General features: G+C 50.0%; 10 protein-coding genes. 4 read left to right on the top strand and 6 right to left on the bottom strand.

Annotated elements, in window-relative coordinates; genetic code table 11:
• Nucleotides 1–363: 363 nt before the first annotated feature.
• The 6 genes from LLG96_03525 to LLG96_03500 form a co-directional block, all read right to left on the bottom strand.
• Nucleotides 364–1,743, bottom strand: a complete 1,380-nt coding sequence (locus tag LLG96_03525) for a sigma-54 dependent transcriptional regulator (protein ID MCE5249269.1) — start codon at nucleotides 1,741–1,743, stop codon at nucleotides 364–366.
• Nucleotides 1,736–2,692 (bottom strand): tetratricopeptide repeat protein, encoded by a 957-nt coding sequence (locus LLG96_03520; protein MCE5249268.1) that lies wholly within the window; start codon nucleotides 2,690–2,692, stop codon nucleotides 1,736–1,738. The genes LLG96_03525 and LLG96_03520 overlap by 8 nt, the downstream gene beginning before the upstream one ends.
• 304 nt (nucleotides 2,693–2,996) lie before the next feature.
• The gene (locus tag LLG96_03515) at nucleotides 2,997–4,127 is read right to left on the bottom strand and encodes a cohesin domain-containing protein (protein ID MCE5249267.1); all 1,131 of its coding nucleotides are present in this window, start codon (nucleotides 4,125–4,127) and stop codon (nucleotides 2,997–2,999) included.
• A gap of 268 nt (nucleotides 4,128–4,395) precedes the next feature.
• Nucleotides 4,396–5,169, bottom strand: a complete 774-nt coding sequence (locus LLG96_03510) for an MBL fold metallo-hydrolase (protein MCE5249266.1) — start codon at nucleotides 5,167–5,169, stop codon at nucleotides 4,396–4,398.
• The gene (gene pyrF / locus LLG96_03505) at nucleotides 5,166–5,975 is read right to left on the bottom strand and encodes an orotidine-5'-phosphate decarboxylase (protein MCE5249265.1); all 810 of its coding nucleotides are present in this window, start codon (nucleotides 5,973–5,975) and stop codon (nucleotides 5,166–5,168) included. The genes LLG96_03510 and pyrF overlap by 4 nt, the downstream gene beginning before the upstream one ends.
• The gene (locus LLG96_03500; protein ID MCE5249264.1) at nucleotides 5,972–6,430 is read right to left on the bottom strand and encodes a hypothetical protein; all 459 of its coding nucleotides are present in this window, start codon (nucleotides 6,428–6,430) and stop codon (nucleotides 5,972–5,974) included. Before LLG96_03500 ends, pyrF begins: the two co-directional genes overlap by 4 nt.
• Nucleotides 6,431–6,609: 179 nt before the next feature.
• On the opposite strand from LLG96_03500, the gene LLG96_03495 reads away from it, so the two are divergent.
• The 4 genes from LLG96_03495 to LLG96_03480 all read left to right on the top strand — a co-directional run bounded on the left by LLG96_03495 (nucleotide 6,610) and on the right by LLG96_03480 (nucleotide 12,189).
• Nucleotides 6,610–7,884: an adenylosuccinate synthase gene (locus tag LLG96_03495; GenBank protein MCE5249263.1), complete on the top strand. Its 1,275-nt coding sequence runs from the start codon at nucleotides 6,610–6,612 to the stop codon at nucleotides 7,882–7,884.
• Between the two features lie 161 nt (nucleotides 7,885–8,045).
• The gene (locus LLG96_03490) at nucleotides 8,046–8,354 is read left to right on the top strand and encodes a UxaA family hydrolase (protein ID MCE5249262.1); all 309 of its coding nucleotides are present in this window, start codon (nucleotides 8,046–8,048) and stop codon (nucleotides 8,352–8,354) included.
• A gap of 5 nt (nucleotides 8,355–8,359) precedes the next feature.
• Nucleotides 8,360–9,535, top strand: a complete 1,176-nt coding sequence (locus tag LLG96_03485; GenBank protein ID MCE5249261.1) for a UxaA family hydrolase — start codon at nucleotides 8,360–8,362, stop codon at nucleotides 9,533–9,535.
• A gap of 197 nt (nucleotides 9,536–9,732) precedes the next feature.
• Entirely contained in the window at nucleotides 9,733–12,189 is a 2,457-nt protein-coding gene (locus LLG96_03480) for a sigma 54-interacting transcriptional regulator (GenBank protein MCE5249260.1), read from the top strand.
• Nucleotides 12,190–12,219: the final 30 nt, after the last annotated feature.

Raw genomic sequence — 12,219 nt, 5'->3', positions numbered from 1 at the left:
ACCAAAACAATGCAATTGCGATTACTCCGATCAATTTAAGAGGGCTGTGAAAAAGTATATTTTTCACAAGCCCCATGATAAAATGTATTGTTTTATTGCTGCCAAGGGCATGTAAATCGGCACTTCGTGCCGACTCTTGACAGCTTATTTCCACGTAAATGGTGCGTATCACAAAACTTTTAATAGAACACGGGGGTTCGCGTATGTAAGTTTCATAATTTTTGATACGAACGATAAATAATTACTAAATACAGTGTAAATAGTATGTTATATCTATTCACGTCTTCGTGTCTTCGTGGTCAAATTTTTATAAATATTATAGGGTAATTGTCTTATTATGTTTCCTCTTAAATGTCTTTCATATCAGGAAAGCATCGAATACTTTGTCAGGAGTTTTCTGAGCGTATTTCTTGAGATTCCGAGTATTTTGGCCGCTTCGCTCTGGTTTTCACCGACGACGGACATGAGTTTTTCCAGCAGCGGTTTTTCTATCCGCTCATGGGCTGACTCAAGAAGGTTTGTTTCGCAGTTTTTTACGAGGCTCGAAACGACATAATCTATGCTCTCACGTTCGGGCCGCTCGGGAACAGCCAGCGGACGGTCATCCCCGACTCCGAAACTTCCGGGCTGCAATACAACCATCCTGTGGATATAGTTTTCAAGCTCCCGGACATTCCCGGGCCATTCACGGTCGAGGAGCGCTTTGAGGAATTCATCTGACAGGGTAAAACCGAGACCGTACTTCGTATTGTACCGGTTGACAAAATATGCGGCAAGCGCAGGAATATCGACAGACCGTTCCCGCAGGGACGGTATGTGAAGAGGAACGACCATGAGACGGTAATAGAGGTCTTCCCTGAACTTCCCGCGCGCGGTCATCTCCTTCAGGTCGGCATTCGTGGCGGCGATGACACGGACATTGACATGGATGGTGTGCGACGATCCGACACGTTCGAACTCGCTGCGCTGAAGGAAGGTCAGAAGCTTTGCCTGAAGGTCGAGCCGCATGGCGCCGATCTCATCGAGGAACAGCGTCCCGCCGTCCGCAAGCTCGCATTTCCCTTTCCGCTCGTCGGTCGCGCCGGTGAATGCGCCCCTGACATGACCGAACAGCTCGCTTTCGAGCAGCTCTCCCGGAATGGATGCGCAGTTCACCGTTATAAACGGTTTTTCGCGGCGCGTCGAATGGAAATGTATCGCGCGGGCGAACAAATCCTTCCCCGTCCCCGTTTCACCCGTTATCAGAACCGAGGAATCGGTTGAAGCGACCCGTCCGAGCAGCTTGTAGAGTTCCCTCATGATGGGTGAATCGCCGACAATCCGCTCAGTTTCCTTCGCCGTTTTCTGCAGGGAGGCTTCCATACGGGTATCATATTGTGCGACCGCCCGGCTGGCAAGCGCTATAAGCTCGTCTATATCGAAGGGTTTGACGATAAAATCGAACGCTCCGAGCTTCATCGCCTCCACGGTATTCTCCATGCTCGAATGGGCGGTAATGATTATGGTCTCAGGGCGATCCGGGAGCTGACGAATCTTTTTCAGCGCCGAAATACCATCCATAACGGGCATCATGACATCCATGATTACGAGAGAATACCGTATGGAATCGATCATTTCAAGAGCGCTTTTCCCGTCCATCGCAACATCGACGGTATATCCCTCCTCCTCGAATGCTTTCTCAAGCACCCAGCAGATCGCTTTATCGTTATCAACAACGAGAATACGTTGTTTCTGCTTATTCATCGGCAAGTTCTCCAAGCATCTTCCGGGCGCCTTCTATCCGTTTTCGCTGGCGGTCATACACGGTCTTTTTCTGCCCGAGCGTGACGATCCTGTTACAGTAATCCCCGCAATCACTGTTCTTTTTCATCGATTGTGCCAGTACGGCAAGCTTCCACCAGCACCTGAGCGGCCCGGAACCGTCATCGGCCGGATCGCGTTCCATCGTCGCCGCAAGACCGGTCAGTACCCGCACGGCATCCTCGTATCGTCCGGCCCGTTTGTATGCCTCGCCGAGCTGCCAGGCAAAAAGCCTGCACGCCGGGTAACGGTCAACCATGGTTTCACAGAGGGCGACCGCATCATCCGGATCATGCGCCAGAAGCATTTCAATGAGCACAGTGTTGGATAATGCCCCGTTCAATGTACCGCGGGCTATGGCAAAATTGACCTCGGCAAGTCCCCTGTCCCGTTTATCGCGGATAAACGGCAGCCAGTCAATCTTTTCGGTTGACACGCTTTTCCAGAAACGGTATGCGCCCACCATCAGATAAGCGTCATAAAATTCCTTGTCGTCCGATATAATCTCCGACATGCCCCGCGCTCCGGACATGCCGCGTGTGACGCCGGCGATGAAGCTCCCGTTTGTGACCGACCACACCGCATCGAGACTCCGGGCGGAATTATAAAAATACCGGGCCCATAAATCATGTCCGTTCCGCTTGATTTTTGCTTCTGCCAGTTTTACGGCGGTATCGAGAAGTTTCCTGTATTCTTCATCGCGCGAAAAATCGTCATAATCGATGCAGCGATAGTGGAGAACCGCAGCTTTCAGAAGCGGTCCCGCCGGTTCGTCGGGATTTTCTCCGATAAAACGATCGACGGCATGTTCTGCCTCATCGTAACGGCCCTCAAGAATAAATCCGGAAGACTCGTTGTAGCAATCGACCGGAACAACCGTTTCTTCAGCCATGAGTACGCCGGATGATACAAACAAGGAACACGCGAGCACTACTGACAGGAAAAACCGATAGGTATCACGTTTGTCGTTGAAATTGTTCATGCCCGGCTGACAGGTTAGATATTTTTATTACATCAAGCGGATGAAACAATATCATTCTTTTTGTGGTAAAGAGCAACTGACAAATGACAGAAAAGGGGATGGCTCTTTTACCATCCCCTTTTCCAATATTCATGCTTCACATGTGGTTAAAATAGTAACTTACCCACCGCCCTCCTGAAAAACAATGCCGTATAATACTTCCGGCCGATGGATACTATTTGACCGTAATTACTCCATCAAACCTCGTGGCAGCACACTTCTCGAAACCGTTGTCGTTTGCGGCGTAACCATAGAGAAGAAAATCATTATCCGTTGATGAAACGAACTGTATATGTGATTCACCCGCCTCTTTGCCTTTGAATGTAATACGGGCGATGGTGCCGTCTCCCGTCGCTCCGGTGAAACCCGATTTCTGGCCAAGAACGCCAAAAATAATCTTTCCCGTGTTGTTGTTATATACATTTTCAGCGGTTATCACATTGGCTCCGGCTTCAGTCAGCAGGAATCCGCTCCCGCTTGTAGTGATCTTTGTTACCTCAACTCGCGCGGGATCGAAAGACAACGTCATATATGTCGATATAATCTGTACAGCCCCTCTCACGAAAATATCGATATCGATTGTTCCGCCAATATTCACAAACGCGTTTGCGGGAGAGATATTGAGTATCGCATTCTCATAGTATTCAATCGCAGCGGAAACGGGATCCGACATGTTGCCGTCGCCATCGATGAATTGAACATATACCGTTTTCATCCCGGCGCCGTCGGGAAGCGTCCATGTTTTCGATGTGTCATACGATTCCCATGATGCTCCCGAAAAATCGGGATGATCCGATATTCTCATCGCCGTGATACCTTTATCGTCAACGCACGAGAGATCGAGACGGACCGAGAGTGTTTTCGTATACGCGTTACCGCTGTTGATCAGTACGACCGGGTCAGCCGGCAGCGTCGAGGGTTCCGGTTTAAACGCAATTGTCATGCTCGCGATGTCGGAAACGTTCATGGCGGTGTCACGGAATCTGACATAGACTGTCTTGCTGCCGAATCCGTCTGTCAGTGCCCAGGTCATGGTCTTTTCGTAAGGCACCCATTCGGCGCCCTCAAAATCAGGGCTGTTCGATATCATCATCTCCTCGACGAGGTCATTGTCATCGCAGAAGAGATTGAGGCTGACGGTCTGTTCGTAGGTCTGAGATTCGTTATTGTTTAAAGTTATGCGTGGATTCGAGGGTTTTTCGGTATCATCCTGGACAGACAAACACCCGGATATAAAGAGACACAGGAGGGTTAAAACCGGCAAAAACACTATAAACGTTCCCGGTGTTCTTCTGTCATCTGACATTATCATGGATTCGGTTTTTCTTTGAATAGGTAATAGTGTTATATAGACTTCCCCACAATACTAATATAATATTTTATTATCGGATTAAATGTTGTGATATTCGTCACTTTTTTAAATTAAAATACTATCCTGTACCTCTTTTTGTACGGATGATTTTGTGTAATACCACGTTATTGGTAACAAAAGGTCGCATAAAGAGTCACAGTTGTGGGAAAACGTATCAAAAAGGAAGTTCATGAATTGATGAAAATACAGGTAATTGAACCGTTCATATTTCCAGAATTCTGGTTGCTTCGTGCTGGGGAGCTATTTCGAGAAATTGAATCTGTTTACCAAACTGTTCAAACAGATCGCGAACCTCCTTTTCGGCCAGTTCGGGCCGGTTGTTTTCTTCGGAGAGATGCGCGAGCACAGCTTTCGGGCTGCCGTTGAGTAAGAGATTGAAGAGAAGTTCCGCGGCGTTACGGTTGGAGAGGTGGCCCATTTTACTCATGATGCGCTGTTTCAACTGCCAGGTATAGGAGCCGTTCTGAAGCATCTGAATGTCATGATTGGCCTCGATAACAACGAGATCGGAATTCCGGAGCCGCTCCTCGACAAGAGTCGAAACAAATCCCAGATCGGTTGCGATAGACGCTTTTTTCCCGCCCGCAAAAACACAGAACTGCACGGGATCGGCGGCATCATGTGAAACGCTGAACGGGAGAATTTCAAGGGAACCGATTGTAAAGGATACCCCACCTTCGATCGGTATCAGCTCTTCATCGGAATTGAATATCTTTCTTTTCGCATCGAGCGTTCCCTGTGTTCCGTATACGGGGATACCGAGCTTACGGGCGGTGATTCCAACACCCCTGATATGATCTTCATGCTCGTGTGTCAGGAGGATAGCTTTGATTTTAGATGTATCGAGGCCTCGCGATTCGAGGCGCATGACAATCTGGCTGTGCGAAAAACCCTGATCGATGAGAACGGCGCTGCCACGGCTTTCCACATATATGCAGTTACCCTTCGAGCCGCTCCCCAGAAGGCAGATTTTCACCCGGTTTTTCTCCTGTATCGGTTGATTTCATCCCTGAGGGATAAAAGGCTTTTCCGTGCGGCTTCGGCAAAATCGAGCCCCTGAGACGCATACAGAATTGACCGTGCGCTGTTGATAATGGTGCGCCCCGGAATTCCGCCGCAGTATTCGACCACTGCTTCCGTATCGCCCCCCTGCGCCCCTATTCCCGGTACAAGAAGCGGCATATCGCCCGCGATATCACGGACTCTCTGGATAACCTCGGGCCGTGTGGCTCCCATGACGAGCCCTGTTTCGCCAAAGTGCGACCATGAGGCGGCGGCACGCGCCACCCGTTCATAGAGCGGTCCTTCCTCGGTTTCAAGCAGCTGGAAATCCACTGCGGAAGGATTCGATGTCAAACAGAGCACGAACACACACTTCCCCTCGCGCATGAACGGCTTTACCGCATCGAATCCTATGTACGGATTGACCGTTACGGCATCGACGCCGTAAAAGTCATAGGCCGCCGAAGCATACCGCTCGGCGGTACTTCCTATGTCGCCGCGCTTGAAATCGAGGATAACCGGGACCCCATCAGGAACAGCCTTGCATGTTTTTTCGAGAATTTCCATTCCCAGGCTGCCGAGAGCTTCATAAAATGCCGAGTTTGGTTTGTAGGCGCAGACAAGGTCGGCTGTGGCTTCGATTATCGCCCGGTTGAAACGAAGAATGCCCTCTTCGCCGGCCAGATGTCCCGGTATCTTTGCCGGATCGGTATCGAGACCCACACATACGAGGCTGTCGGCCTTTTCGGAACATGCTGTCAGTTTTTCGATACACGTCATCGTCTGTCTCCCTCGGCGGTCTGTACAAGCTGCCGTAAAATCCGGAAAATCCGCCAGCGGACATGATAATGAACCATGAATCCGAGCGGAATGCCCAGATAAGCGGTGGGGGGAATTTCCGGTACACCCTTTTGCGCCATACTGATAAGCGCGGGAATAATACCGCAAATAATAAGTATAAAAGCTATTGTAAAATAACGTATTTTGGTAAATGTCACTCCGATTTTTATTGCTGAAGCACCGTTCTTATCACCGTATGCAAGAGAAAGCCTCGATACACAGGTCAGAGGTTTTTTTGAGGAGAACCGCAGGGACGGATACCGGAAAAACTGTACAGCGTTGTCATCTCCCGTCCGGATATACCCGGATTCGGAGAGCAAACCGGCGATTCTCGCCGAAACGGCAGCGCCGTTACCGCTTATCTCGAATGATTTATATATGTAGGAATCCGGCATCGTTTCGTCAATCCTCGAAATAAATAATCAACTGAATGGAACAATATAACCGAATTGCATCTCCATAACAACGGGCTAAATTTTTTTTCTTGACACTCTGTGATGGTAACATTATCATATAACGTAATTCGAGCATACTGCTCGAAGATTTTTTTTGCCTTTTTTTTCAGGGGAGAATCATGTCGGTTAAAATTGTCGTCGGTTCCCAGTGGGGAGATGAAGCCAAGGCCAAAATTGTTGATTATATAGCTGCAGATGCGGATTATGTAGTTCGTTTTCAGGGAGGAGCAAACGCAGGACATACGGTGATTGTCAACGGGAACGAGTTTATTTTTCACCTTATCCCCGCCGGGATAATGTATCCTGATAAAATCTGCGTTATCGGGAATGGTGTCGTGCTCGATCCGACCGCTCTCCTCGATGAGATCGAGGAATTGAAACAGCGCGGCATCGATGTTGCGGGCAGGCTTTTCATCAGTCAGAAAGCCCACCTTGTCATGCCCTATCACAAGCTCCTCGATCAGGCGGTTGAAAAATACAAGGGGAAAAACTCCATCGGCACTACCGGAAGGGGTATCGGCCCTGCCTACCGTGACAAAGCCGCCCGTGTCGGTATCCGTATCGTCGACCTTCTCAACAGGGAAGTGTTTGTATCGAAACTCGAGAGCAATATTCTTGAAGCAAATGAAATTCTCACAAAAATCTACGGATATCAACCGCTCGATGTAAATAAAGTCGTCGATGCATTTCTGGAATTCGACCGTAAAATCGATCCCTATGTTACCGACATTTCGATACTGCTCAACGAAGCGGTCAAAAAAGAGAAAAATATCGTATTCGAGGGCGCCCAGGGAGCACTGCTCGATATCGACCACGGGACATATCCCTTCGTAACGTCTTCAAACACCATCGCCGCCGCTGCCTGTATCGGGACGGGGATCGGTCCGACCCATATCAACGAGGTTATCGGCGTCATGAAGGCATATACGACCCGCGTTGGAAACGGTCCTTTCCCGACCGAATTCGATGACGAGTTCGCGCGAACGATCCGAGACATCGGCGGCGAATACGGCGCAACAACCGGTAGGCCCCGCCGCTGCGGGTGGTTCGATGGTGTTATCGGGAGATATTCCGCGCTCATCAACGGGCTGAGTTCGCTTGCTATCACCAAGCTCGATGTGCTCGATACGCTTTCCGAAATCAAAATCTGCACCGGATACCGTTATGATGGCAGGACAATCATAAATTTCCCCGCCGATGTCACCATCCTCGATGCGGTCAAACCCGTCTACGAAACCCATAAAGGATGGATGGAACCGACAACTCATATCAGAAAATACGGCGATCTGCCGTCACGGGCACAATCATATCTCGAACGTATCAGCGAAATAGTCCAGACTCCGATCAAGTATGTATCTGTCGGTTCGGATCGTGAACAGACCATAACGGTATAGAACTCTGGTGATTACCAATCATCTGGAACGGAATGTCGAACATTTCGGATTCTGTTTCGTATCAATTTATAAATCTGTTTTCTATCGATGAACTGTACTGTTTTATTCTGTGAATGCCCTCATAACCGAGGGCATTTATTTTACATGTCGGAGGGCTGTTTATGCATGATGAAAACGCACATATCGCTCTTGTTCTCGATTCGGCGGATAATGTTGCAACCATGCTCGAGGATTGCATCCCGGGCGACGTAATAAGGCTGAAAGGTAACGGAAAAACCCTCGTAACCGTCGATTCCATTCCGGCAGGCCACAAAATTGCGGTCTCCCCTGTCCCGGCCGGTCACGGTATTATCAAATACGGTCAGAAAATCGGTATCAGCACCGGCATTATTCAACCCGGCGAATGGGTTCACCTGCACAACATGAAAAGCGCTTATGATGAGGATTTCAAACAAAGGATCGAACAGTGAGCGATATGCTTTTAACAAAGGGATGGTTGAGGCCAGACGGTCAGAAAGGCATACGGAACCATGTTGCCGTCGTCTATACTGTCGAGTGTGCGGAACACGTCGCACGTCAGATAGCAGCACCATGGAAGGATGTCCAGCTTTTCGGGTATGACGGTTGTCATTCGAACGAATTCGTCAAACGGGTATTCGGTTCGCTTGTCGCCCACCCCAATCTGTATGGTCTTGTCGTTGTCAGCCTCGGGTGCGAAATGCTCAGAGGCGAATATTTTGCCGATATTGCCCGAGCGGCAGGTCGCAAAGCCCGATTCGTCTCGATTCAGCGTGACGGCGGCACATCAAAATCGATTCAAAAGGGACGGTCATTCGTCGAAGAACTCCTCTCCGGACGCGACGAAACACCGCGCTGTGATTTTTTCCTTTCCGACATTCGGATCGGCACAAACTGCGGCGGCTCGGACGCCATGAGCGGGCTCGCATCGAATCCGGCGGTTGGTACACTTTACGATATGATTGTCGATGCGGGGGGAACGTGTTTTTTCGATGAAATCACCGAGATGATCGGCTGCGGAAATATGGCGGCATCACGGGCTTCCGATGTTGTCGCCCGAAAGATCGGGGAGGCAATCGACCGGGCTGTCCGTGTCGCCAACGAAGCGGGCATGTACGGAATCGTCACCGGAAATGCCGAGGGCGGTCTGACAACCATCGAAGAAAAATCTCTCGGCGCGTACATGAAAAGCGGCCACCGAACGATCAGCGATGTGGTGAGAGTCGGCGAACGCCCGAAAAAACCGGGACTCTATCTCATCGACTCCATACCCGATGATCTCACACGGGGAGTGTCGCCCATCAGCGACGCCGAAGACATGTCAAACGCCGCCGCCGCGGGTTGCCATCTCCTCCTGTTCACCACGGGAAGAGGCACTCCCATGGGAAGCGCCCTCATGCCGGTTATCAAGCTGTGCGGTTCCCCGAAAACATGCCGTATGATGAGTGAAAATATCGATATAGACACCTCGGGCGTACTTTCCGGGGACATCAGTATCGAAGACATGGGAAAACGGCTTCTTGACGAGGTCACAGCGGTTGTCCGGGGAAAACTGACATGCGCTGAAAAACTCGGCCATACTGAGCTTCATCTGCATTACATGAACCAGAAACATGTCCCGTGCGCCTGCTGACGGCAAACGCCGAACATGAATAAATTGCTTGACTTACAGGGTGATGTACGTAATACTATTATCATGGTTCCGCACGGTGCTGTTACCGCTCGACAACATGAAAAATATGGTTCCTATCGGATTATATTTGACAGGCTCCGGTGGAAAAAGAATTATCCATTTTTTACGTATAATGATCAGGTACAGGTGATACCGCCATGGCGATAAAAAACGCAGGGGATGTGGACAGCCCCCGGTTCGTGAAATCGAAAATTTTCCTGAACCATACATTGAAGCTTATCAATGCCCCTCTTGTCGTCAAGGAACGGCTGGAACTGCTCGCCAGAATCATTGCCGAGTACATGAATGTCGACGAGGTTTCGATATTCCTGAAGGACCCGGTCTCGGATACTCTGGTGCTTCGTGTCACCCTCAGTCTCGATCCCATCGCCGTCGACAATGACCGCATACCCATCGGTATGGGTGTCACGGGGACTGTTGCAAAAACGCGAAAATATATCGCTTCCCGCAATATTCTGAAAGACCCGCGGAATTTTACCTCCATATATGCCCAGGATGACAAATACCCTTCTATACTCTCGTTTCCCATCCTCTGGGAAGATGAGCTGGTCGGCGTTGTAAACCTGCGCTGCCAGAAAGAAAGAGATTTTACCGAAGCCGAAGCGGAAGAGCTCAATTATTTTACCGCGAGCATTGCCGGTTCGATTCAAAACGCCCAGGCATACGAACAGCTCGAATATAAGGCGAAACTCCTCCAGCTCTCGAATAAAATCGCGAGCGCCGTGTCCTCTACCCTCGACCTCGATGTGATACTCGAGGAATTTGCATGGGAAGTCGCCCAGGGATTCGCCATCAACGGTGTGCTCATAATGCTCATGAATGACAAAGGGGAAGTGACGAAAACATCGCACTACGGCCTGAAAACGAGCTTCATCAATGAATTTCCCCTCGATACGGCGCGGAGCTGCATGCTTTCGGGCGAGCCCAAGATTCACCATATCGATGTGGACAAGCTCTATGGCACCAAGAAGAATTATGATCCGTGGAATATCTGCCTTCCCCTCATCAGCCGTGATAAAAATCTCGGTGTCATAAGCCTTTTCGATATCGATAAAAAACACGAGAATCCCGACGGGCTTTTCCTTTCGATCGGGGTGGACGTTCTCCTCCATATCGCCGGACTTGCATCTCTCGCAATCGAAAATGCCATGATTCATTCCGAGCTGAAGCGGCTGGCCGATGAAGACAAGAAAAAACTCGATGTCATCGGGACTATCTACTCACGTATTTCAGCGATATTCGACGCTATTTCAAACGGAATCGTCGCAGTGGACCAGACCGGTATCATCAAGGATTTCAACAATGTCGCGCGGAAATCACTGAATCTGTCCGACACGGACAAGGGCGCCAAGAATATCGATGCGATAACATCCTATAAGCCTTCGCTCTCGTCCATAATTTCGAGCGGGAAGGAAATCGACAACCGTGTCGTGACATTCCTCACGCCGAACGACAAATTCGCCGCAGTCGTCAATATACGGTCCTTCAACGACTCATCGGGGGAACAGCGCGGGAGCGTCATCTCCTTCAGGCCCATGGAGGAAACGGTCAAGCTGCTGTCGCGGTTCACATCGCAGCGTCCGCGCTTCACGTTCGACGATATCATCGGACAATCTACAACCCTCGCCGAAACCGTACGGCTCGCCAAGCTCGCAGCCCAGAGCGCATCGAACATCCTTATTGTCGGAGAAAGCGGCACGGGGAAGGAGCTTTTCAGCCAGTCTATTCACAATTCCTCGCCGGTGGCGGATGGCCCCTTTATCGCGGTGAATTGTGCGGCAATACCAAAAGAGCTCATCGAAAGCGAGCTGTTCGGATATGCCGAAGGCGCTTTTACCGGCGCCCGGAAAGGCGGGTATATCGGTAAGTTCGAGCAGGCGACAGGCGGTACCATCCTGCTCGACGAAATCGGCGACATGCCTCTCGACCTTCAGGTTAAGCTCCTGCGGGTGCTCCAGGAAAAAGTGATCCAGCGCGTCGGCTCGGAGCATGTTATCCCCATATCGACACGGGTCATTTCGGCAACCAACAAGGATCTCCAGAAGGCAATCAGGGACGGCGATTTCCGTGAAGAGCTTTACTGGCGGCTCAATGTTATAACCATCGAAATCCCGCCTCTCCGCGACCGTAAAATCGATATTCCTGAATTCGTAAAGGTTTTTATCGAAAAATTTTCAAAATCCTCGGGAAAAACCATTACCGACATCGACCATGGAGCGCTCCAGAAACTCATGGACTATTCGTGGAGCGGCAACATCCGTGAGCTTGAGAATACCATCGAGCATGCGGTGCTCATGACACAGTCGACTATCATAACATGGGCCGACCTCCCCACCTCGCTCAGAGATCGCTACAACGATGAAAAAAGCGGCCCGGCAGCAGCCGAAAATATCGAGCAGGCACGGAAAGAACGTGACGAATCTTCGCGAAAGCTCTATCTCGAAGCGATTCTGCAGGCCAGTGGAGATGTTGAAAAAGCGGCGGAAAAAATCGGAATGAGCCGGGCAACGCTCTACAGGCGCATGAAAAAGTATGGCCTGACCGATGAGCTCTCAAAATTGAGACACAGTATCAATTATGATACACAATCATAACTATTTGATATTCCACTTGTTACATATAGC

The organism is bacterium (assembly GCA_021372535.1).
Lineage (GTDB): Bacteria > Latescibacterota > Latescibacteria > Latescibacterales > Latescibacteraceae > JAFGMP01.
The sequence above is the reverse complement of the archived record's forward strand: the minus strand, read 5'-3'. Positions and strand labels throughout refer to the sequence as shown.

Coding starts and splice junctions, on each gene's coding strand:
- LLG96_03485 (MCE5249261.1), top strand. CDS start 8,360: ATGCTTTTAACAAAGGGATGGTTGAGGCCAGACGGTCAGAAAGGCATA.
- LLG96_03500 (MCE5249264.1), bottom strand. CDS start 6,430: ATGCCGGATTCCTACATATATAAATCATTCGAGATAAGCGGTAACGGC.
- LLG96_03515 (MCE5249267.1), bottom strand. CDS start 4,127: ATGTCAGATGACAGAAGAACACCGGGAACGTTTATAGTGTTTTTGCCG.
- LLG96_03520 (MCE5249268.1), bottom strand. CDS start 2,692: ATGGCTGAAGAAACGGTTGTTCCGGTCGATTGCTACAACGAGTCTTCC.
- LLG96_03480 (MCE5249260.1), top strand. CDS start 9,733: ATGGCGATAAAAAACGCAGGGGATGTGGACAGCCCCCGGTTCGTGAAA.
- LLG96_03495 (MCE5249263.1), top strand. CDS start 6,610: ATGTCGGTTAAAATTGTCGTCGGTTCCCAGTGGGGAGATGAAGCCAAG.
- LLG96_03490 (MCE5249262.1), top strand. CDS start 8,046: ATGCATGATGAAAACGCACATATCGCTCTTGTTCTCGATTCGGCGGAT.
- pyrF (MCE5249265.1), bottom strand. CDS start 5,975: ATGACGTGTATCGAAAAACTGACAGCATGTTCCGAAAAGGCCGACAGC.
- LLG96_03525 (MCE5249269.1), bottom strand. CDS start 1,743: ATGAATAAGCAGAAACAACGTATTCTCGTTGTTGATAACGATAAAGCG.